The following is a 22,408-nucleotide window of genomic DNA, read 5'->3' as shown; positions in this document are numbered from 1 at the left end:
ATTTTTAATACCGTATAATTACCAATTATTCATATTTATCAGATCTGAGTTATCCTATGTCTTTAATGCAAATTGCCGAACCCAACCAAAGTGCACAACCTCATCAGCATCGTTTTGGTATTGGTATTGATTTGGGGACGACGCGATCTTTGGTCGCTGTGGTACGCTCAGGTAAAGCTCAGGTATTAGAAGCAAATGACAGCGTAGATACTTTGTTGCCCTCCGTCGTTTATTATCCAGTCAGCGGTAATCCTTTGGTCGGTGCGCGCGCATTGGCTCATGTAGTAGATGATCCTAAAAATACCATCATCTCAGCTAAGCGTTTTATGGGTCGCAGTCAAGCGGATATCAAATTTTCGCACCCTTACGAGTTAACAGGTAGTGCTGATGATATGCCAGCGTTTGTGACCCCTCAGGGTGAGGTATCCCCCGTTGAGGTCTCAGCACGTATCTTGATGGCGCTTGAGCAGCGTGCTAGTAGCGCTCTACCTATTGATAGCATTGAGGGTGCAGTCATCACAGTACCTGCTTATTTCGATGAAGCACAGCGTCAAGCTACCAAAGACGCCGCTCAGGCTGCGGGTATCAATGTTTTAAGGCTATTAAATGAACCAACCGCTGCGGCAGTGGCTTATGGTTTGGATAAACCAACTAAAGACAATGTAGCTCGTTATTATCTCATCTATGACTTAGGTGGTGGCACTTTTGATGTCTCTATATTAAAACTCACTGACGGCGTATTTGAAGTATTGGCTACTGGTGGTAATAGTGCTCTTGGCGGTGATGATATCGATCGTCTGTTGACCAATTGGCTTATCAAGCAGATGGATATTTTGCCAGCCGATGTGAGCTTACACGATAAGTCTGTACTAGCTCAACAAGCCAAAGCTTACAAACAGGCGCTGAGCGAGCAAGAGCAAGTTGATATCTCGCTTTTCGTCAATGGTCAGTCTTTTGAAGGTATATTGACTCGTCAAGACCTGATAACGATTGCTGATCCAGTCAATCGCCGTACCCTGATCGTTTGCGAGCAAGTCCTACGTGATGCCAAACTGACGGCTCAAGATCTTGACGAGGTTATTTTGGTTGGCGGCTCAACGCGCATGCCAGCGGTACAGCAAGTGGTCACTGAGTTTTTTGAGACAGCGCCTTTATCTAGTCTAAATCCCGATGAAGTGGTCGCTCTGGGCGCAGCGCAAACCGCACATCAGCTGGTCAATGGTAACAGTGACAGCAATCTATTACTGCTCGACGTGACCCCACTCTCTCTTGGGCTTGAAACCATGGGAGGCTTGGTAGAGGTGCTGATTCCACGAAATACCCCTATCCCTGTCAAAAAACGCCAAGTGTTTACTACTTACCAAGATGGTCAAAATGGTATGGTTATCCATGTGGTTCAAGGTGAGCGCGAGACGGTTGATAACTGCCGTTCGCTTGGGCGCTTTGAGCTCTATGGTATACCGCCCATGAAGGCCGGTTTTGCTCGTATTGAGGTGACCTTTAGCATTGATGCCAATGGACAGTTGATAGTAAGTGCTCAAGAGACAACCACCAAGACAGAAAGTCAGATCGAGATAAAACCTACTTATGGTCTCTCAGATGAACAAAAAGAGCAGCTACTCATCGCAGGATTCAAACATGCAGAAGAGGACAAGCAAGCGCGCTCGATGATAGAGACAAAAGTAGAAGCAGAGCGTGAGCTGTTAGCTTTGCAATCAGCACTCAAAGATTTTGCAGCTTTGCTGACGAAGGATGCGCAGAAGCAACTGACTGACCATATGCAAGAGTTGCACTCTGCCCTTGCAACCGATGATCTAACAAATATAGAAACCAAACAGGCTAATCTTAAACCCCATAGCGATGCTTTTGCAGCTCTCATCATGAATCAAAGTGTTAAGACTAGTATGGCAGGTACAAGTGCGCAAGATTGGTAATATGTGGGGCGTTATTTGAGTGTAGCTTTGAAACTAAGAGTACCTCTTAAGAATTTTACTCAAGCAAAATACAATATTAAATTAATCCTTTGAATATATTAGTAGCGGATATCTATTTTATGCCAAAAATCACTGTACTCCCTCATTTTGAAACTTGCCCAGAAGGCGCTGAAGTTGAGCTAAAAGCTGGCGATAATTTATGCAAAGCGCTGTTAGAAAAGGGCATTAAGATTGAGCACGCCTGCGAGATGTCAAAAGCCTGTACCACCTGTCATGTAGTGGTACGCAAAGGTTTTAGTAGTTTAGATGAGATGGATGATATTGAGGCTGATCTACTAGATCGTGCTTGGGGGTTAGAGCCTGACTCACGACTCTCTTGTCAGGTTATGTTAGAAGATGAAGACTTAACTATCGAGATTCCTAAATATACGCTCAATCATGCCAAAGAGAATCACTAAACTTTAAGATGTTTGATGAAAAAAAGCCAGTTATTACGTAATAACTGGCTTTTTTTAATAAATAAGTCTACTTTAGGATTCAGGATTTTTTTCTTCTTCTTGCATACGCTCAAGTGCCAAGTGCAGACCGCGTCTAATGTCTTTATAGTCATCGTCCTTCATGTCTTTAAAGTTCAAATGCAAGTTAAATCCAGGTAGCGTCTGATCAATCCATTTGGACAAACGACCACTATTGATATCTGGATCTAATACTTGCCAAGCACTAACTTTGTCGTCAAAGCCTTTTAGCTCGTAGTCACCCGCGAACTGACACTCGTAGTCATGACAGATGTAATCATAAGTATTCTGACTGATTAAAATCTCACCCTTGTTAGCACTAAGCTCAAGCCTTGATGCCAAGTTTGCCTCTCTACCTATAAGCGTATAACTTAGGCGACTACTACTACCAAAATTACCAACATGACAGTAGCCCGTTGTGACACCGATACGTATGTCGAGACCATCAAACCCTAATAGCCGCCATCTTTGTCGTAGCGAGCGCATCTCACGGCGCATATCTACGGCCATCGCTACGCAGTCCAAAGCATCTTGACGCGCGCCGCGACTATCAGGCTCGCCAAAAAAACATACCATGCCATCACCGATAAACTTATCGAGTACAGCACCATGTTTGCTTGCGATTGTAGTCATGCAATACATATAAGTGTTTAGGATGTCTGCTAGATTATCTGCACTAAGACTGTCTGATAATTCTGTAAACCCTGCAATATCAGAGAACATGATAGACAACTTAACGCGTTTGTTCGAAACGCTAACCGGACTATCTGTTTTTACGATAGGTTGCCAGATCTGCGGCGGTACAAAACGGGTGAGTTTGTTAATAACTGAGACCATAGTAGTCAAGCGCTTAGTGGACTGAGCAACACTTGACTCAAAAGTTATATATTTGCGATAAAAATATTGAAATTGGAAAAGCATGACTAGGCTACTGGCCAGCAATATCATTGGAGGTAGCCAGCTGCCCTCACAGTCCATACCAGCCCCATTTAAGGTGACACTAACATAATAAAAGATGAGGATGGTTACGATTGAAACCGTCGCCAGTTTGATGCGGTTTTCAGGATGACTGACGATAATACGCACACCGACAAGTAAGGCTAAGCTCAGCGAAATAACCGTACAGAGTTGGACTGATCCTATGACAACTGAGAGTAAAAAAACAACGATATTGGACGTCCAAAAACTAGTTTGACGTCGATAGTTATAAACCAATATCATCAGTGTTGGTAAGCTGATGATTACAAGTAGCGCCATAGAAGAAGGACTAAAATTAAAGTATAGGGCGATAAGCGCGACACTAAATAGCAGAACGAATACTTCTGGATAGTCAAATTGATAAATCTCTTCATCTTTAGCTAACGTTGGCGGTCTCAATAAATCCCAGATTGCCATAGTTGTCGCCCGCTTTTGATGAATGGTAAAGAGTGGTTATTGTAGGTTGATGCTTATGATCTATGCGTTATCATTTATAATATAGGCTATCATTATACTTTATTATAAGTTAATAAATATGCAAAAGGCATGCCATTGACGACCAAAAAACCTCCAGTCATTACTTATGTGATAGTAAGTGATGACTGGAGGTTTGTGATTTTTCTTTTATTATTACGCAGTTAAATTTTGAGGTATAACTTAAATTCAAAAAAAGTATGTTGTAATACTTACATCTGCCAATCAAAAGGCATCTGATGATGACCGCGTAATGCCATCATAAGTGTTTGCTGCATCTGTGACATGATATCGTTAGTGTACGGAACCGCTGATACGCCCCATACTGGATTTGGCCATTGCATGTCGTTTTGGTAGCGCACGATGTGATGAAAGTGAAGCTGGGGAACTTGATTACCAAGGGCGGCGACGTTCATCTTGTCCGCTTGAAAGGTCTTGGCGAGTTGACTTGATAACCAGCTTGATTCGCGCAAAAACTGTGCTTGATCGGTATCTGACAACTCATATAGTTCTTTGACGCCTGTAACGCGAGGTACCAAAATCAGCCAAGGGAACTGACAATCATTAATCAAACGGCACGTTGACAACGGAAAATCACCCACTAAAAAACTATCAGCGGCAAGCTTAGGATGCAATTGAAACATAATGACGGTTTCTCTCATTAAAAAAGCAAAAGTACAGTCTGACTATTTTATCAGGTATCTTTGCGATAAAACAGTCACACACACTACCAACTTGAAAAGATCCTAAGCCGCATCGGCGACCAGATGATCGCTAAAATACTTGAGCAGCTCTTGAACAACAGCGACTCGCTGCTGAGGCGTTACAAGTTTATCAGCATTTTGATAGCGAATACCGGAAGCACCGTTCATACGGTAGTGCTTGTTATTAGACTGAATGAGCTTGATAATCGCTAGTGCATCGACAGGCGTATCTGGCGCAAACTCCAACGTTAGACTACTACTACTTGAATCTATCTTATTAATCATAAGTGGCTCTGCTTGTATACGTAGTCCGTGAATCGCAAACAGCTGATTGGTCTGATCTGGCAGTATACCAAAACGGTCTATCATCTCCGTACGGATATCGGTGAGCGCATCTTTATCATCAGCGTTGCTAATGCGCTTATAGAACAATAAGCGCTGATGCACGTCATGTAGATACTCCTCTGGTATGAGCGCTGAAGCATGCAGATTAATCTCGCTAGTAAGCGATAGTGGCGTACTCAAATCAGGCTCCTTACCTGCTTTAATCGCTTTGGTTGCGCGCTCTAGCATATCCATATAAAGACTAAAGCCAATGGCCTGCATATTACCACTTTGCTGCTTACCGAGTATCTCGCCAGCACCTCGAATTTCCAAATCTTCGCTGGCAAGCATAAAGCCTGCACCCAAAGTATTAGCGCGCTCAATAGCATGCAAACGTCTTTTGGCATCGCCTTTTAGACCTTTGATAGAAGGTACTAATAAATAGCAATAAGCCTGATGATGGCTACGACCGACTCGTCCACGCAGCTGATGAAGTTGCGCCAAACCAAACTTGTCAGCGCGTTCAATGATAATAGTATTGGCATTAGGGACATCAATGCCTGTTTCGATGATGGTTGAACAAATAAGAACATTGAATTTCTTATGATAAAACTGCTGCATGACTTGTTCAAGTTGACGCTCTTGCATCTGTCCATGAGCGACGCCAACGCGCGCCTCTGGTACTAGCTCGCGCACCGTCTCAGCCATACGCTCAATACTTGCCACGTCATTATGCAAAAGGTACACCTGACCTCCGCGTAGTAACTCACGCAAAATCGCCTCTTTCATCAGCGACTCTGTCTTTTGCATCACAAAGGTTTTGATAGATAGTCGACGTGCAGGCGGGGTTGCGATAATCGACATATCACGCATACCTGAGAGCGCCATATTGAGCGTACGAGGAATAGGCGTAGCTGTCATCGACATACTATCCACATCAGTCTGAATGGCTTTAATACGCTCTTTATGACGCACGCCAAATCGATGCTCTTCATCGACAATCATAAGCCCTAGGTTTGAAAACTTTACATCAGGTTGCAGAAGTTTATGGGTACCAATAACGATATCGACTTTGCCTGCTGCAAGATCGGCTAATACCGTATCCTGATGTTTCTTGCCACCAAAGCGTGAAAGCGTCTCTATACGTAAGGGCCAATCAGCAAAACGATCACGGAAATTATCTTCGTGTTGACCTGCTAGCAACGTTGTTGGCACCAATATCGCTACCTGATAACCAGCACTGACGGCGATGAAAGCTGCGCGCATAGCAACTTCTGTTTTACCAAAGCCAACATCACCACAAATAAGTCGATCCATAGGTTGGTTTTGTTTCATGTCCTCCATGACCGCATGAATCGCATTGGCCTGATCAGGAGTCTCCTCAAAAGCGAACTGACTAGCAAATAGTTCGTACTGAGAGATATCTATTTTGAAATGGATACCTACTTTGGCCTCGCGACGCGCTTGCATATTTAGGAGCTCAGCTGCCACGTCATGGATTTGTTCTAGCGCTTTTTGTTTGGCGCGATCCCACTTACCACTACCGATTTTGTGCAATGGCGCAAGCGCAGGATCACCGCCGCTATAACGATTGATCATCTGTAAATTGGCGACTGGCACATAAATACTCGCATCATCTGCGTATTTTAGATGAATGAACTCTTGCTCACCGTCGCCAACATCGAGAGTAATTAGCCCGTTGTAGCGACCGATGCCGTGCTCGATATGTACAACTGGACTACCCTCGATGATCTCAGTGACGCTCTTGACTAAAAACTCTTCTGATACACCGCTCTGCCTGCGCCTACGAGTTTGTAAGACTTGTCTTCCAAATAGCTGCGTCTCACTGATAAGCACTAGACGCTCAGGCACATAAACACCGCGCTCGATAGGCGCTACTGTCAGACCCACTTGCGGGCGAGCATTCTCGTTTACTGTACTAATTTTATCAACGGCCAAAAAATCTGCAAAGCTGCTATAAGATTGGATATCGATCTTACCTTTAAACAGCTCAATGAGAATCTCCCGACGCCCAGCGGTTTCGGCAACAATCAATACGGGCGTACCCGTTTGCATTTGCAATGCTAAGAACGCTAGTAGCTCGGATAAAGGTTCCGCTTTTTGATGATTGACAGGCAGCTGCGGCGGTATTTGTGCGCTTAGCGTGGTTACGCCTTTTTTCTTATTAGGTACTTGGTCTATCGCTACTTCTGATGAAGCCACAGAAGAGGTATCTATTGCTGCTAGTTTATCACTAGCACTCATAATCACTCTTGGATAGTGATTGAGATGCTCGTTTAGCGCATTTGATAGTAAATACAATAGTTCAGGAGCGACGATAGGCTTGTCAATATCATGGCGACGCTCTTCATAACGGCGCTGAATCTGTGACCAGTAATCTACTTGCTTCTCATTAATAAATTCGTCGGTGATGAATAGAGCATCTTTTGGAAAATAGGAGAATAAACTACTTTGATCCTGCCAGTCTTTTAGATCAAAAAATAGTGGCTGGTAGTACTCCAGTCCACTACTGGCGATGCCTGCCATTACATCTTTATGTAGCTCAAACTTACGGCTGCTCGTATTAGGAAACATTGCTGCAAAATTAGTGCGAAAAGTCTCGCGGCCTTCGTCAAGTGGGAACTCTTTTGCGGGCAGTATTTGGAACTGAGTAATTGGTTTTGAGATATCTGGCAATTTATGTAGTAGCGATAACGATTCTTTAGCCATACTCGTATCATTGCCACTAAGCATCGCTTTGAGATCATCAGCCGTCAAAGTACGCTGAGTTTGCGGATTGAAAAAGCGAATGGTCTCAATCTCATCATCAAACAGATCTAAACGTAGTGGAAACGGCTGCCCCATCGCAAAAATATCTATGATACTGCCACGTACCGCAAACTCTCCTGGCTCAAAGACATTATCGACTGAACGATAGCCTGCCTTGATCAGTAGCTCGCGCTGGGTATTGATGTCGAATTGATCGCCCACACTCAGATCAAAATGCTGACCGATGAGCCAACTTGGGGGTGCTACGCGATGCATCAATGCCTGTACAGAGATTAGCAGTACACCTGAGGTCGGCATATGTGTCAGCAGATTGATGCGCTCGCTGACAATATCTTGATGCGGCGATAGCTCATCATAGGTCAAGGTCTCCCAATCGGGAAACACATAAGCATCAACCCCGCAAAAGGCTAACTCAGTCTCTATCTGATTGAGCTGATTTTGATCGCGAGTGACCACAACTTTAAGTCGATCTGTCAGCTCCCATAATGGTGATGTCATCAAACTTGCCAGCCATAAGCTACCAACAGCGCCATGAGTTGGCGCAAGCCAGCGATTTTGGGCATTGTCGATAGGAAATAGCTGTTGATTGATAGGAGCAAAGGCGTCAGTTAAAGCAGTGATAGGCATAAAAGATAAGATCAAAGTTAGGAGTCAGAGGACTATTATACGAATATTTTGCTGATTGACCAAAATGTATGCCGTAACGGTTTGTCACTCAGATATATATAAGCTCACTATTGTAAAGCTTTAGTCATATGTATCGATGCGTACATTCATGTATGGTCTTTTTTGACAAAAAAACCCTAGCACGAGAGCTAGGGTAAATGGCGTTTAGAGAATAGCTAAGACTTTATAGGTATAGATATCCAACTAAATAAGTGACTTACTACTAGCAATCATGCCATTATTATCCGCATAAATATACATACCAGAATTGAGAGTCAAATCGCCAAAACTAACTTCTATATCTGTTTGACCTTCATCGCGGCGCGTCGACTTGCGCGGGATGCAGCCTAGTGCCATTACCCCTATCTCCATCTGTGCCATATCATCCACGTCACGAACACAGCCGTAGACTATGACTCCTTCCCAGCCGTTATCGATTGCAGATTGGGCGATCATATCGCCTAACAGTGCACAGCGCATAGAGCCGCCGCCATCAACAACCAGCACTTTACCCTCACCGTTTTTATCCTTGCCATCACTATTGAGTAGCGATTTAACACGGCTATTATCTTCAAAACATTTTACGGTCACTATCTCACCGCAAAACTTATCTTTTGCCCCAAAACTATAAAAAGATTTGCCTTCTATATTAGGCAAACATACCTGTGATTCGGGATTGGCATCTAATAAATCACAGGTGACAAAATTCTCTTTGGTCATGGCTAGAGACTCTGACATAACAAAAACTCCTTTTATAATGGTTAACTATGCGATAATTCTTACCGTCATTTAATATTGCTTAGGCTATTCATTGATACTAATTTAAGATTTGACGCGAGTCATGGAGAGCATGGCTTTATTTTCAATAATCGTCGTCTTGGCAGCGTCTTCAGTATGGTAATCGCTAAACTTGCGGCGCTCATATATCCCTTGTGCACTCATAGTCATCGCATTGGCAACCCGCTTTGCTGATATAGGATGCAAGGGCAGAGATTCCGATACCAAAGGTGATATCAGCCCAAATAACGTCTGACTGATATTCTCTAAGGGGCGACCTTTATGTTTGCCAAGTAATAGCGAGGGGCGAAAAACCACTAAATCAGCAAAGCTCAATGCCTCAATGGACTGCTCCGTCTCTGCTTTGACTCGATTATATGAAAACCTGCTATCGACATCTGCATTCATTGATGATAACAAAAAGAAGTTCTCCACTCCTTTATCACGGCATAGTTGGGCAAAACAGACATTATAATCGTGATCGACTTTGCGAAAAGCCTCATCACTGCCCGCCTGTTTTTTGGTCGTACCCAGACAGCTAAAAGCATCAGTGGTTTTGTCCACGTTCACACTAGCAAAGACTTCACTCAAATTATCAAAATCATTAACTTGATAAAAACGCATACTAGTATTGATGTAACGTGGCGGGCGCCTTGCAATGACAATCAGCTTATCGTATAACTCACTTAGCTGCTTAACTAAATGCTGTCCAACCAACCCTGTTGCACCTATTATAATGGCTTTTCGCTGCATATTTTATCCAACTATATTCTGATAATGTTGTTATTTCTCTATTTTTAGTCATCAACTTAAGCTGCTTTGGATAACTAATTGTGAATACGACACAACAACAGTTATTCCTGAAATAATTAAAAGTTAATTGATATACAAATAGTATTATCTATCGTTTTCCGTACATAACGCGACTGCACATCTTTTAATTGAAATACTTTGTAAGAGTGACTCTTAGACTAATCATACCTAAGTTAGTCGACAACTGATGCCGTTATATCCATTATATTGTAAGAGATTTTGTCTATATAACCTCATTAATTGCTGAATGATTGCTGTATGGGTATGCAAGGTACTACTCGTAAGTCATCTTTGGCCGATAGCACGCAAATATATTGTTCTAGGCGCAATAATTTGTTAAGATAACCGGCTTTACACGTTGAAGCTGTCTAATTATTCCAGATATCTTCGACGTTTAGATGACCTATTTATTTGGCATTGACATCATGTTTGATGAGACGGCTGCTCGTCAATGATGACAACCAAATCCATAATCGCAATTGACATTCATTTTTTATCTGTCTTTTACCAAGGAGATACGCGTGGCTAATACCGCACAAGCTCGTAAACGCGCTCGTCAAAACACCAAACGTCGCCAACATTCAGCATCACAGCGCTCAATGGTTCGTACTTATCTAAAACGCATTGATGCGGCTATCGAAGCCAAAGATTATGACGCGGCTACTGAAGCTTACAAGCAAGCAGTGCCAGTTCTTGATCGTATGGCTGACAAAGGTATTATTCATAAGAATAAAGCCGCTCGTCGTAAGAGCCGTCTGAACAAAACTATTAAAGGCTTACAAGCTTAATAACGTAAGTTTATTAACGATAGTGTTCAACCAAAAAACCTTGCCATAGCGGCAAGGTTTTTTTATGTTTACTGCTATAGTCTTCGTCTGCTCCTGCTCTATCGCCAACTAACCTCTGGAGGTAAGAGTAGATTATCTTGAGTGAATCCTGCGGTTGAATAACGCTCTAGTAAACTAATAACAGAACGACTATAAACCTCACCGCGCCAAATAAAGTGAGCGCTCGCCTTATCAAAGGGGGCGTCATCGAACCACAAAAACACCCCTTCCATCATTTTTGGCCAGTCGTTCCAGTCAATCTCAGGCATATCTAACATTACCGCTAAAAATGCTGATAACAAAGTATCATGGCTTACTGCCAGCATCAAATGTCCTTTTTGCGGCTGATGCTGATAAAAAAGTGACAAAATATCAAGTCCGCCTTGGTGAGCGTTTTTGGTGCCCTCTAAACTACCTTGTAAAAACCGGTTGATAAAGTTTAATACACCAACCTCTTTGAATACTTTACTTGCAATCTCAGGCTCAGTGACTAAGCTCCCAGGCTCAACAAGCAGTGACTGATGAATGATACTACGCTGTAGACCTGCGCCCTCTTGCATGAGCTGCGCGGTATCAATGCAGCGCCCAATAGGACTTGAGATACTATCAACATCGAGCGAGTACGGCAGATGACTATGCAACCAACGACCCCAAGACTTTGCTAATACGCGACCTTTAGGCGTAAGAGGCAGCTGATCACTGGCAAATCCATTACCATCAGAGCGCGTACGTAAGGAGTGCCTAGTAAATAGAATTAAGCGCTCGTTTTCAGGTAGCAAACTAACCGACGACATCATACTCTCAGGCAGATGCGAAGGTGCAGGGACGCTAGGCTTATATATCTTGCCATAATCTGACTGCACGTTATCTATACTCTTATCCATAGTATCAAGCCTAGCAAAATTGCACTTTGATGAGGAAAATTTGACTGTGATGCATTAAAACCTATTGTAAAAAAACTTCTTATGAAACTAATTTGTTATAAAACTAAATGAGTCGCTATATATTCACCAACGTCATATTAACCAACGTCAATTACTCTATCCCATGCAAATTCTATCGCTGTACTGCTGACTTCATTAGGATAAGCGCGCGGGTTGACGATGACTCGTGTGTTATTAATACGATAATCAAACGCCTCGTGAGTATGGCCATGTACCCAAAGCATGGGCGCCCACGGCTCAAACATCCAAGTAGATAAGTCACTGACAAAAGCGGCATTACTGGGCAGAGTGGCGTACTTCTCAGATACTGATAACGGACTAATACTATGATGACTCATGACTATAGTTTTTTTGCCAAGCTGTTCTGCGGTTATTAATGCTTGCTGCAACCATGCTCGATGCTTGGCATGTATCTCCATCGACAACTCAGGTGAGAACATGTGATCACCTGCATAAATTCGATTGTAATCACGCATAAAGCGTTTAGCGACCTCCATAGTATCGGCGTTTGCTTGATACTGATAGTCCGTCCATAGCGTACAGCCTAATAGACGCACATCACCGATATCCATGTGTTGACACTGTAAAACTCGTACGCCTATTTTCGTCTTAGGATCGAAGTTATCCCAAGTGGCAAGCTTGTGATCAAAGTCTAGTATGTTTTCACCAAAATATTCATGATTACCCGCAACTGTGATAACAGGAACGGCTAGGCGATGAGCTTGTTCTTGTAGCCATGGCATACCACTATCACTATTAGCAGTGTCACCTGCCACTAAGACGATGTCAGCGTCCGTCTTAGGAATATGTCCTATTGGATGCGACTGTCTGGCATAACTGTCTATGTGCAAATCACTTACAATCTGTAGTTTCATAGGATCCAATATTAGTAAAGAGTACAAAATATTTATATAACTCTAAAATTTCGAGTTGTTATATAAAAGGTTATCTTGTATGGATAATAAAGTGTTATCAAGTTTAGCACTGATTGACTCTACCACAAAAAATAAAAAGACAACACAAAGGTTGTCTTTTTATACTAGTAACGTTTTGATTTAGTAGGCAATTAAAGCGTTGCCAAAATCTCTTGTAGCTTAGCAGTAGGGTTTTTATCTTGAGTAATAGAGCGACCAATAACCAGGTAATCGGAACCATTATCCAATGCCTGATGTGGCGTACAAACTCGTTTTTGATCGTCTACATTATCTTCAGGTAAGCGTATGCCTGGTGTGACTAATTTAAAATTACTATCGCACAGTCTTCTTAGCACTTTGGCTTCTTGTGCTGAACAGACAACCCCATCGAGACCTGCTTGCTCAGTTAGCTTGGCTAAGCGACTCACTTGTGTGTCTAAGCTGTCATTAATGCCGATCTGTGTCAAATTATCTTGACTCATAGAGGTCAGTACAGTTACAGCTATCAATAAAGTGTCAAAATTGCCTGCTATCAAACGTCGCTTCGCTAGTGACATAGCATCAAAGCCAGAGCTTGCGTGAACGTTCACCATCCAGATACCTAAATCAGCGGCAGCTAGTACTGCCTGCGCAGTCGTATTAGGAATATCATGAAACTTTAGATCTAAAAAAATCTCAAATCCGCGTTGATGTAAAGCTTTTATAGCACTCGGTCCTGATTGCGTAAAAAGCTCTTTGCCTACCTTTAAGCGGCAAAGGCTTGGATCTAGTTGATCCGCTAATGCTAACGCAGAATCTAGAGTATTATTATCAAGTGCGACAATAATTGGAGAACGATTTACATCATTAGTCATAGTCGAGTCATTTTGTTTATTAGCGTTATACTTAAACCTTTAAATACAGCATTTACTACCGTTTATGTTTATTCAGAGTAGTATCGCCAGTTTGATTTGTATTAGCATCACTCACCGCTTTATTTACCCTAGCGCCATAAACAGCTTCATCAATTGTCGGTGCATTGGCTTGACGATCGATCGCCACATTAGCCTGTGTCAGTTGATCTTGAAGATTTTTATTCTCTTTTTGCAGGCGCGATATCTCCCACTTGTTCTGAAAGACGCGGAAAATCAATAACGCTAGTAGCAAACCTATAACAATACCAAGTGCCAAGCAAATAATCAGCAGCAACCCTAGATTCATCGCAGGGGCTTGCGAAAATAGTAGATTGACTTCGATGTCAGTATTATTGACAAGCACTAAGCCTAAAGCATAGGCAAAGCTCAAAAATAGGAGTACAAATAGTATGAAGCGCATCAGATGAGTACCTTGTTATTTTAATATAAAAAGCTTGGGAGAAGGTCAATGACAAAATAGTGATTAAAATAGGTCGCTATAAGCGTAGTTAAAGGTCGATATTATAACTTTTAATCTACTACAGTCTCGTTTACAGCTTCGCGTAATGCTTTACCTGGTTTAAAATGTGGAATAGCTTTGGCAGGTACTGGTACACTCTCTCCAGTTTTTGGATTACGTCCCGTACGCGCGCGGCGATGATGTAAACAGAAACTACCAAATCCGCGCACTTCAACTCGACCATCGTTGGCTAAAGTATCTACCATAAGGTCGATGATCTCTCTAACTGCCTCGTCAACAACGTTATCATTGATGGTGTCACAATCGGCGCTCAAATTACTGATGAATTCGGATTTATTAATTGTCTGCTGCATTGGTACATATGCCTTATTAATTAATAACAATGACTATGTGACTATCTTTATAGCCACTGTCACTATGCCGTCAATCGACATAGAACAATATCATTATTAGTGAATAATTCGTATTTACTGTATGAAAATCATTGATTTACATATTATTACCCATTACCTCAAATGATAACGGAAATTGTCGTAAATAGAAATAAGAGTTTGTTCGTTTATCAAAAAATAGTAATAAAAAAAGCGACCGAAGTCGCTTTTTTTATTACCGAAATATAATAATTATTGCATTTGCTCTTTGATTAGATCACCAATTGTTTTTGGCTGAGCATCAGTTCCTGACGCTGCTGTAGTACCTGTGCTACCAAGATCTTTAATCGCTTGACGCTCTTCAGCTTCGTCTTTTGCTTTGATAGACAAGTTGATGTTGCGTGTTTTACGATCAACACTTATGATTTTAGCCTCGACATCATCACCAACCGTTAGATGCTTAGTCGCATCTTCAACGCGGTCACGCTGAATCTCAGAGGCACGCAGGTAAGCTTCAACTTCGTCAGCAAGTTCGATAGTCGCGCCTTTAGCGTCAACTTCTTTCACTTTACCATTAACGATAGCACCGCGATCATTATTGACCAAGTACTCGTTGAATGGATCAGAGCTTAATTGCTTCACACCTAGACTGATACGATTGGCTTCTGAGTCTACAGATAATACCATCGCTTCTACGGTGTCGCCTTTATTGTAATTACGGATAGCATCTTCGCCAGTTTCGTTCCAAGAGATGTCTGACAAGTGAACTAGGCCATCAATACCACCGTCTAGACCGATAAAGATACCGAAGTCAGTGATTGATTTGATCGTACCAGTAATTTTATCACCGCGCTCATGTTTCTTATCAAACTCATCCCATGGGTTAGCTAGAGTCTGCTTGATACCTAGGCTAATACGGCGACGTTCTTCATCGATATCAAGAATCATTACTTCAACTTCATCACCCACTTGAACAACTTTTGATGGGTGAATGTTTTTGTTGGTATGATCCATCTCTGATACGTGTACTAGACCTTCGATGCCTTCAGAAATCTCAGCAAAACAACCATAATCAGTTAGGTTAGTAACGCGTGCTTTAACAACGCTACCCACTGGGTATGTGCCGCCAACGTTATCCCAAGGATCAGTACCAAGTTGTTTTAGACCTAGGCTAACACGATTGCGCTCACGGTCAAACTTCAATACTTTAACTTTTAGATCTTGACCAACTTCAACCACCTCAGATGGGTGCTTGATACGGCGCCATGCCATGTCAGTGATATGCAATAGACCATCGATACCACCTAGGTCAACGAATGCACCGTAATCAGTAAGGTTCTTAACGATACCTTCGATCTCGATACCTTCTTCAAGCTTGTTCAGTAGCTCTTCGCGCTCAGCTGAGTTTTCAGCTTCCATGACCGCACGGCGGCTAACCACAACGTTGTTGCGTTTTTGATCAAGTTTGATGACTTTGAATTCTAGCTCTTTGCCTTCAAGATGCGTCGTATCACGGATAGGACGTACATCTACTAATGAGCCTGGTAAGAACGCGCGGACTGAACCGATATCTACAGTGAAACCGCCCTTAACTTTGCTTGAGATGATACCCTTTACGATTTCATCATTGTCAGCGATTTTTTCAAGGAAGTTCCAAGTTTCAACACGTTTAGCTTTTTCACGTGACAGCAAGGTTTGACCCATGCCGTTATCAACCGCTTCAACTACGACATCAACACTATCGCCAACTTCAACTTCAAGCTCGCCTTCTTCGCTTAAAAACTCTTCACGAGCGACGATACCTTCAGATTTCAGACCAGTATCTACTGTGATCCAGTCATTATCGATGGCAACGACAGTACCGTTAATGACCGAGCCACGCTCGATATCAAGACCCGTCTCTTCGATGCTCGCTTCAAATAGTTCAGCAAATGATTCCATTATGTCTACCTTTGTATAGCCGTATCCTGTCCAGCACAGTACGGATCAAATTTATGAGCATACAAAACGAGATACTGGTTTTATATCCTATATACTCATATAAAAAAACGATAATTACTAATAATCTATTATACAAAAATCACTAGTAACCATTGACCCTTTATTTACTTTTAATAGATGACTTATTCTCTATTCTACAATTTTATACTAAAAGCGTTTGAGTAGATATTTTTATATTAAAAAATCTTTTAAAAACAAATACCTTGTCCTTGACAATACGCTTTTATTTGTTGATAAACCTCATCAGCATCTAGTGTTGAGCTATCGATATACAGTGCATCTGTAGCAGGCTTTGATGGTGAAGCATCGCGGTTCTCATCACGCTCATCACGCGCTTTTATGGTGTTTAGAATTGCGTCAAAATCTGCCTGTTGCCCAGACGTGTTCAATTGAGCGACACGCCTCTTGGCACGAGACTCAGCGCTAGCGCTTAAAAATATCTTGGCATCCGCATTAGGAAACACAACCGTACCCATATCGCGTCCATCTGCTACTAATCCTGAACGCGTTGCCATATCTTGCTGTAGTGCTAGTAATGCTTCACGTACCGAAGGAAAAACCGCAACTTGCGAAGCATAGCCACCTACAGTTTCATTACGAACTTTTTGACCCACTATCTTGCCATTGACGACGATATCGATACATACCGATTCATGATTGAGTTCAAAGGCAATATGTAAATCCTGCGTCAATGCTAGTAGTGCGGCCTCATCTATAGGCTGAGTGGTATCAGAGCTGATCAATCCTGCTTCAAACGCTTTTAGACCAACGATGCGGTATAAGGCTCCAGAGTCTAGCAACTGATACTCTAAATCTTTTGCCAAGCGCCATGCCGCCGTACCCTTACCTGCGCCACTTGGTCCGTCAATACATATAATAGGATAATAGTGCTTGGTTGGCGTACTGCTATCGATAGCGGACATAGCGTCAGTCATAAAGCTCGCTTAGAGAAGAGACTTTTAAATAGGGCGATATTATAGCAAAAATTTGCGCTTATCACTAGATACAACCTGATTATCTTGTTACTCAATTACATTACTTTTTGTTTCTTTACATTCTGGCGACGCTGGCGGAAAAAGCTTTTGAGTATGTGGCTGCACTGAGACTCATACAAGCCATCAAAGGTTTGGATACGATGATTATAAAAAGGCTGCACTGGCAAGTCCATTTGACTACCGACCATACCCGCTCGTGGCTCGCTTGTAGCATATATAAGTCTGTCTACACGGGCGTGAATGAGGGCACCGATACACATAGTACAAGGCTCCAGCGTTACATATAGTGTGGTCTGCAAGGGTAGACGGTAATTTTTTAGGTGAGAACAGGCCTCTCTTAACGCAATTATCTCAGCGTGAGCGGTGGCATCACATCTTCCGATAGGCTCGTTAAAGCCTTGTCCGATTATCTGGTTGTCATGTACTAGTATTGCCCCTACAGGCACCTCACTTTTGGTCGCACCTAGCCTCGCTAAGTCAATTGCTTGTGCCATCCATCTGACGTCGTCAAGGCACCATAATTTGTGCTCAGAGACGTCTTTCGTAGCAGCGTCTAATGGTCGTAGATTATTATTAGTACTAGTCATTACTGTGGCAGTTGCCAGTCAATAGGTGTCTGATCATGCTGCACTAAATATTCGTTGGTCTTGGAAAACGGTTTTGAGCCAAAGAAGCCGCCACGATTGGCTGCTAATGGTGAAGGATGCACAGCAGTTAGGATCAAATGCTTATCTGTGTTGACATATTTTCCCTTCTTCTGTGCCTTACTACCCCACAAGATAAAAACGGTATGTTCTGTCTGCTCATTGATGGCATTGATTACCGCATCAGTGAATTGCTCCCAGCCTTGATTTTGGTGGCTATTAGGCTCGCCTTCTCTAACAGTTAGCGAGCTATTTAGCAGTAGCACACCTTGCTGCGCCCAATAGGTCAAGTCGCCATGCTTCGACGTCGTTGTGCCTATATCATCAGCCATCTCTTTTAGCACGTTATTTAATGAAGGTGGTTTGGGAATCGTTTTGGGAACAGAGAACGATAGACCCATTGCCTGTCCTGGGCGATGATAAGGGTCTTGACCTAAGATCACGACTTTGACTTTAGATAATGGCGTTAGATTGAACGCATTAAACATCAAAGGTGCTGGCGGATAAATACTATCATTCGACTGATAAGCCTGCTTTAAAAACTCACGAAGCTCATCCATGTTATCGGATGTCAGCTCATCCTCTAACGCCACTTTCCAGTCCAATGGCAAGCGAACTTTGTCTAAAATCTCCTTTTTTTCAGCGGCGCTCTTACTCGAGGTAACATCTAACGGCTCATCAAATAAGTTCATAATTATTTATCTCATCTATGTTTCAGTTTCTATTATAAAAATCATAATAGCAAAAACATTCAAGGTATTTCGTTATAAATTTTAACCAAAAAAACGGCTACCCTAGTATAAGCGGTAACCGTTTCTGCCTGATCATACTAATTGAACTAGCTCGCTACAGACTCAGAATCTGAGCGTGGCTCATGGGTTTCAACAACAGTTAATATAATACGACTATCAGATGAGCCTTTGTCTGAGATAATCTCACTGTCTTTATTGAGCTTGATACTATCTTCATCTGATGCATCGATATCTTCAGGCTCTAGCGTTAGATGAACGACCCCGCCGTTAACTAAATCACCGAACAATATCATACTGGCTAGTGGTTTTTTGATCTCATCTTGAATCAAGCGCTGCATGGGACGCGCGCCCATGAGACGATCGTAGCCTTTTTGCGCGAGATAATCGCGAACCTCATCGTCAATCTCTAAGGTTACTTGCTTATCATCGAGCTGAGCTTGCAGCTCAACCAAGAACTTATCAACGACTGAAACGACCACAGACGTATCTAGTGCATTGAACTGAATAGTAGCATCTAAGCGATTGCGGAATTCTGGAGTAAAGACGCGCTTCAGCGATTCTGTATTATCACGGCTATGGTCTTGCTGCGTAAAGCCCATAGAGGAGCGGCTAATGCTGTCAGCACCGACGTTAGTTGTCATAATAACGATAACTTGCTTAAAGATAGCAACACGGCCATTATTATCAGTTAGGGTACCATGATCCATCACTTGCAAGAGTAAGTTAAAGACATCAGGGTGCGCTTTTTCGATCTCATCAAGGAGCAATACACAGTGTGGATGCTGATTAATCTTTTCAGTGAGCAAGCCGCCTTGATCAAATCCGACATAACCTGGAGGTGCACCGATCAAACGTGAAGCCGTATGGGCCTCCATATACTCGCTCATATCAAAGCGAACGAGTTCAACGCCTAACAGATTAGCGAGCTGACGTGAGACCTCGGTCTTACCGACACCTGTGGGACCTGCAAACATAAACGAGCCAATAGGTTTGTCCGGAGCTTTTAGACCTGCGCGTGAGAGCTTGATGGCATCAGCCAGCGTAGCAATGGCTTCGTCTTGACCAAACACGAGACGCTTAAGATCACGATCTAGATGCTCAAGAATACTCTTGTCATCGCTCGATACAGATTTTGGCGGAATGCGAGCAAGCTTGGCCACAATCGCCTCGATGTCAGAGACATCGATCTTCATCGGCGGCTTTTTGCTAGTTGCAGACTGCAAATCATCTAACGTGATATTTTTTGCATCTGCTATCGCTGCATCAGCTTCATCTTTCATCTCATTGTCGATATCTAGATCTATCTCGCTAATGGGATCATCAAAATCCTTTTCAAGATCGGCGATAAAGCTCTCTTCAGCTTTGATATCCTCAGCATCAGGAATGACCCCTAAACGCTTGTACGCGCCTGCCTCATCAATGACATCGATAGCTTTATCTGGTAAAAAACGCTCGTGAATGTGCTTGGAGGACAGCTCAACCGCAGTGACCAAAGCTTCATCTGTATATTCAACATTATGAAACTCTTCGTAACGGGGCTTTAGACCACGCAGTATATCGATGGTATCACTCACACTTGGCTCTTTGACATCGATCTTTTGGAAGCGACGTGAGAGCGCATGATCCTTTTCGAACACCTGACGATATTCTGTAAACGTTGTAGAACCGATACAGCGCAGCTCACCATTTGCGAGAGCGGGCTTAATTAAATTAGAGACGTCCATATTGCTACTCATGGATGAACCTGCACCAATAATCATATGCACTTCATCGATAAACAAAATAGCATTTGGCTTTTTCTTTAGTGCATCTAGCAGAGACTTCATACGCTTTTCAAAATCGCCACGGTATTTGGTACCTGCGATTAACGAGCCAATATCTAGACTATAAATCACACAACCATTTAATGGCTTTGGCGCTTTATCATTAATAATCAACCACGCTAACCCTTCAGCGATAGAGGTCTTACCTACCCCTGGCTCACCAACTAATAGCGGGTTGTTTTTACGGCGACGACAAAGTACCTGTGCGGCGCGCTCAATTTCTGAAGCACGTCCGATGAGAGGATCTGTTTTGCCTTCAGCAGCACGCTGGTTGAGGTTAGTTGCAAATTCAACCAAAGGGTCTTTGCTGGTTTTCTCAGAAGGACTACGGCGCTCGCCACTCATAGAAGCACGTGATTCAGCAGGCTCTTCTTTGTCTTGACCGTGAGATAAATACTGCGTGAGCTCTAAGCGACTAATACCTTGCTTTTTGAGCAAGTAAACCGCGTAAGTATCGTGCTCAGAGAACATAGAGACCAAGATATCTGAGCCTTCTACCAAACGACCGCCACCGATAGACTGAACATGGAAAATAGCACGTTGCAAGATACGATCGAAGCTTTGCGTCGGCTGTGGCGACTGCTCCATATCCGCATCTACTGTTGGGGTATGCTTATTGATATACGCTTCAAGCTCGCTACGTAGCGTGGTCACATTGGCATTGCATGCGGTCAGCGTATTAGCGGCATGAGTATTCTCAAGTAATGCCAGTAATAAATGCTCAACCGTGAGATACTCGTGCGATTTTTGGCGCGCAAGTGTCATTGCCAAACGTAGGGATACTTCTAAATGACGACTTAACATAAGGACTTCCTAAGGTTGTATCTATCTTTATAATTGATAGCTTAATGAATGACTTAGTTAGTAAATTAGGGCAAAAACAGATTGTTCAAGAGCACTTACTACACTAATAGCCAGTATTACTCATTGCAACTTCTCACTAAGTATCAGTTTTGTGGTTCTTACACTAACGAGTGACAACAACAGAATTTACATCTACATGTATTCATATCAACATGATAAATCTAGTTAGTCAATCCACTTCTACGTACCAAAATGTATCAGTATTCAAGATAATGACGACGATTAATCTAGACGCCGTATAAAGTAGCCATTGAAATGGAGTGAAATACGAACTAAAGTTTAGTAGAAGAAAGAAACGAAAAAGAAGAGGGTGTATAGAAATAAAGAAGTAATGCTGTAATAAAGAATAACGACTGGTACTTGTTTTATATAGGGATTATCGAAGATTAATCAAGAGTAATGGACTGAAATTGCGAGGGTTTAAACAAGGAATAATGAAGTAAGAGTATTAAATCGTTATTTAACGTGGCGCTTTGACTGGCGAGTATACTACTCGCCCTGATGCGGCTCTATTTGCGTTAATAAAGGATAGCCTTCTCTGTGAGCTAAACTATTCACTTTTTTAGCTTTGGTTTCCGCGATATCTTTGGGATAGATACCCGCGATACCTTTACTCGTATTGTGAATGGATAGCATAACCTCAACCGCTGAATCTACACTGTGGCGAAATTCAGATTGCAAGACATACACAACAAACTCCATAGGCGTGTAATTGTCATTGTACATTACTACCGCATACATAGGCGGCTTTGCGACCTCTGGTTCTGCGACTAAAACGTCAGCTTGTGGCGCGGTTTCATTTTCGCCGTCATCGTCTTGAGCACGGTGAATAGGCGCACTTGGGAGATGCCAATCGGCAGCACTAGGATGAGCATGAACGTGTTGTTTTTTAATCATAATTTGAGTACAAACTAAAAGGTGAGC

At 42.6% G+C, this 22,408-nt stretch carries 19 protein-coding genes; 3 read left to right on the top strand and 16 right to left on the bottom strand.

The window, feature by feature from the left end:
• Positions 1-56 precede the first annotated feature (56 nt).
• Both hscA and fdx read left to right on the top strand, forming a co-directional pair.
• Positions 57-1,934, top strand: coding sequence for a Fe-S protein assembly chaperone HscA (hscA, locus tag ACR64G_RS04590; RefSeq protein ID WP_435980344.1), 1,878 nt, complete (start codon positions 57-59; stop codon positions 1,932-1,934).
• A 119-nt stretch (positions 1,935-2,053) separates the two neighbouring features.
• Positions 2,054-2,392, top strand: coding sequence for an ISC system 2Fe-2S type ferredoxin (fdx, locus tag ACR64G_RS04585; RefSeq protein ID WP_435980343.1), 339 nt, complete (start codon positions 2,054-2,056; stop codon positions 2,390-2,392).
• A 72-nt stretch (positions 2,393-2,464) separates the two neighbouring features.
• On the opposite strand, the gene ACR64G_RS04580 is transcribed toward fdx, so the two are convergent.
• The 5 genes from ACR64G_RS04580 to ACR64G_RS04560 all read right to left on the bottom strand — a co-directional run bounded on the left by ACR64G_RS04580 (position 2,465) and on the right by ACR64G_RS04560 (position 9,915).
• Positions 2,465-3,844 carry an adenylate/guanylate cyclase domain-containing protein gene (locus ACR64G_RS04580; protein ID WP_435980342.1) on the bottom strand — a complete coding sequence of 460 codons (1,380 nt, stop codon included), beginning with the start codon at positions 3,842-3,844 and terminating at the stop codon, positions 2,465-2,467.
• 269 nt (positions 3,845-4,113) lie between these two features.
• The gene (locus ACR64G_RS04575; protein WP_435980341.1) at positions 4,114-4,545 is read right to left on the bottom strand and encodes an HIT domain-containing protein; all 432 of its coding nucleotides are present in this window, start codon (positions 4,543-4,545) and stop codon (positions 4,114-4,116) included.
• A 102-nt stretch (positions 4,546-4,647) separates the two neighbouring features.
• A complete protein-coding gene (gene mfd, locus ACR64G_RS04570) occupies positions 4,648-8,346 on the bottom strand; it encodes a transcription-repair coupling factor (protein ID WP_435980340.1) in 3,699 nt (1,232 codons plus the stop codon).
• Between the two features lie 243 nt (positions 8,347-8,589).
• Complete coding sequence (gene rraA, locus ACR64G_RS04565; protein WP_435980639.1) at positions 8,590-9,105, bottom strand: ribonuclease E activity regulator RraA; 516 nt, start codon at positions 9,103-9,105, stop codon at positions 8,590-8,592.
• A gap of 102 nt (positions 9,106-9,207) precedes the next feature.
• Positions 9,208-9,915, bottom strand: a complete 708-nt coding sequence (locus ACR64G_RS04560) for an NAD-dependent epimerase/dehydratase family protein (RefSeq protein ID WP_435980339.1) — start codon at positions 9,913-9,915, stop codon at positions 9,208-9,210.
• A gap of 581 nt (positions 9,916-10,496) precedes the next feature.
• On the opposite strand from ACR64G_RS04560, the gene rpsT reads away from it, so the two are divergent.
• Positions 10,497-10,763 carry a 30S ribosomal protein S20 gene (gene rpsT / locus ACR64G_RS04555; protein ID WP_317199734.1) on the top strand — a complete coding sequence of 89 codons (267 nt, stop codon included), beginning with the start codon at positions 10,497-10,499 and terminating at the stop codon, positions 10,761-10,763.
• A 98-nt stretch (positions 10,764-10,861) separates the two neighbouring features.
• On the opposite strand, the gene ACR64G_RS04550 is transcribed toward rpsT, so the two are convergent.
• The 11 genes from ACR64G_RS04550 to ACR64G_RS04500 form a co-directional block, all read right to left on the bottom strand.
• Complete coding sequence (locus ACR64G_RS04550; RefSeq protein ID WP_435980338.1) at positions 10,862-11,686, bottom strand: histidine phosphatase family protein; 825 nt, start codon at positions 11,684-11,686, stop codon at positions 10,862-10,864.
• A 137-nt stretch (positions 11,687-11,823) separates the two neighbouring features.
• Positions 11,824-12,621, bottom strand: a complete 798-nt coding sequence (locus tag ACR64G_RS04545; protein WP_435980337.1) for a metallophosphoesterase — start codon at positions 12,619-12,621, stop codon at positions 11,824-11,826.
• 191 nt (positions 12,622-12,812) lie between these two features.
• A complete protein-coding gene (gene pyrF, locus ACR64G_RS04540) occupies positions 12,813-13,514 on the bottom strand; it encodes an orotidine-5'-phosphate decarboxylase (protein ID WP_435980336.1) in 702 nt (233 codons plus the stop codon).
• Positions 13,515-13,569: 55 nt separating this feature from the next.
• Entirely contained in the window at positions 13,570-13,974 is a 405-nt protein-coding gene (locus ACR64G_RS04535; protein WP_435980335.1) for a LapA family protein, read from the bottom strand.
• Between the two features lie 110 nt (positions 13,975-14,084).
• A complete protein-coding gene (locus ACR64G_RS04530) occupies positions 14,085-14,387 on the bottom strand; it encodes an integration host factor subunit beta (protein WP_435980334.1) in 303 nt (100 codons plus the stop codon).
• Positions 14,388-14,657: 270 nt separating this feature from the next.
• Positions 14,658-16,346 carry a 30S ribosomal protein S1 gene (gene rpsA, locus ACR64G_RS04525; protein WP_435980333.1) on the bottom strand — a complete coding sequence of 563 codons (1,689 nt, stop codon included), beginning with the start codon at positions 16,344-16,346 and terminating at the stop codon, positions 14,658-14,660.
• Between the two features lie 248 nt (positions 16,347-16,594).
• Entirely contained in the window at positions 16,595-17,341 is a 747-nt protein-coding gene (gene cmk / locus ACR64G_RS04520; RefSeq protein ID WP_435980332.1) for a (d)CMP kinase, read from the bottom strand.
• A 95-nt stretch (positions 17,342-17,436) separates the two neighbouring features.
• Positions 17,437-17,988 (bottom strand): tRNA adenosine(34) deaminase TadA, encoded by a 552-nt coding sequence (tadA, locus tag ACR64G_RS04515; protein WP_435980331.1) that lies wholly within the window; start codon positions 17,986-17,988, stop codon positions 17,437-17,439.
• Positions 17,988-18,737: a uracil-DNA glycosylase gene (locus ACR64G_RS04510; protein ID WP_435980330.1), complete on the bottom strand. Its 750-nt coding sequence runs from the start codon at positions 18,735-18,737 to the stop codon at positions 17,988-17,990. The genes tadA and ACR64G_RS04510 overlap by 1 nt, the downstream gene beginning before the upstream one ends.
• A 146-nt stretch (positions 18,738-18,883) precedes the next feature.
• Positions 18,884-21,424 (bottom strand): ATP-dependent Clp protease ATP-binding subunit ClpA, encoded by a 2,541-nt coding sequence (gene clpA / locus ACR64G_RS04505; RefSeq protein ID WP_435980329.1) that lies wholly within the window; start codon positions 21,422-21,424, stop codon positions 18,884-18,886.
• Between the two features lie 549 nt (positions 21,425-21,973).
• The gene (locus ACR64G_RS04500) at positions 21,974-22,381 is read right to left on the bottom strand and encodes an ATP-dependent Clp protease adaptor ClpS (RefSeq protein WP_435980328.1); all 408 of its coding nucleotides are present in this window, start codon (positions 22,379-22,381) and stop codon (positions 21,974-21,976) included.
• Positions 22,382-22,408 lie beyond the last annotated feature (27 nt).

Origin of the sequence: Psychrobacter sp. DM4, from assembly GCF_051307035.1 — a bacterium.
In the GTDB taxonomy this organism is placed as follows: domain Bacteria; phylum Pseudomonadota; class Gammaproteobacteria; order Pseudomonadales; family Moraxellaceae; genus Psychrobacter.
This window is presented reverse-complemented; position numbering and strand designations above follow the sequence as displayed.

Coding starts and splice junctions, on each gene's coding strand:
- fdx (WP_435980343.1), top strand. CDS start 2,054: ATGCCAAAAATCACTGTACTCCCTCATTTTGAAACTTGCCCAGAAGGC.
- cmk (WP_435980332.1), bottom strand. CDS start 17,341: ATGACTGACGCTATGTCCGCTATCGATAGCAGTACGCCAACCAAGCAC.
- clpA (WP_435980329.1), bottom strand. CDS start 21,424: ATGTTAAGTCGTCATTTAGAAGTATCCCTACGTTTGGCAATGACACTT.
- ACR64G_RS04580 (WP_435980342.1), bottom strand. CDS start 3,844: ATGGCAATCTGGGATTTATTGAGACCGCCAACGTTAGCTAAAGATGAA.
- ACR64G_RS04500 (WP_435980328.1), bottom strand. CDS start 22,381: ATGATTAAAAAACAACACGTTCATGCTCATCCTAGTGCTGCCGATTGG.
- tadA (WP_435980331.1), bottom strand. CDS start 17,988: ATGACTAGTACTAATAATAATCTACGACCATTAGACGCTGCTACGAAA.
- ACR64G_RS04550 (WP_435980338.1), bottom strand. CDS start 11,686: ATGGATAAGAGTATAGATAACGTGCAGTCAGATTATGGCAAGATATAT.
- ACR64G_RS04510 (WP_435980330.1), bottom strand. CDS start 18,737: ATGAACTTATTTGATGAGCCGTTAGATGTTACCTCGAGTAAGAGCGCC.
- ACR64G_RS04560 (WP_435980339.1), bottom strand. CDS start 9,915: ATGCAGCGAAAAGCCATTATAATAGGTGCAACAGGGTTGGTTGGACAG.
- ACR64G_RS04545 (WP_435980337.1), bottom strand. CDS start 12,621: ATGAAACTACAGATTGTAAGTGATTTGCACATAGACAGTTATGCCAGA.
- hscA (WP_435980344.1), top strand. CDS start 57: ATGTCTTTAATGCAAATTGCCGAACCCAACCAAAGTGCACAACCTCAT.
- pyrF (WP_435980336.1), bottom strand. CDS start 13,514: ATGACTAATGATGTAAATCGTTCTCCAATTATTGTCGCACTTGATAAT.
- ACR64G_RS04535 (WP_435980335.1), bottom strand. CDS start 13,974: ATGCGCTTCATACTATTTGTACTCCTATTTTTGAGCTTTGCCTATGCT.
- rpsA (WP_435980333.1), bottom strand. CDS start 16,346: ATGGAATCATTTGCTGAACTATTTGAAGCGAGCATCGAAGAGACGGGT.
- ACR64G_RS04530 (WP_435980334.1), bottom strand. CDS start 14,387: ATGCAGCAGACAATTAATAAATCCGAATTCATCAGTAATTTGAGCGCC.
- ACR64G_RS04575 (WP_435980341.1), bottom strand. CDS start 4,545: ATGTTTCAATTGCATCCTAAGCTTGCCGCTGATAGTTTTTTAGTGGGT.
- mfd (WP_435980340.1), bottom strand. CDS start 8,346: ATGCCTATCACTGCTTTAACTGACGCCTTTGCTCCTATCAATCAACAG.
- rraA (WP_435980639.1), bottom strand. CDS start 9,105: ATGACCAAAGAGAATTTTGTCACCTGTGATTTATTAGATGCCAATCCC.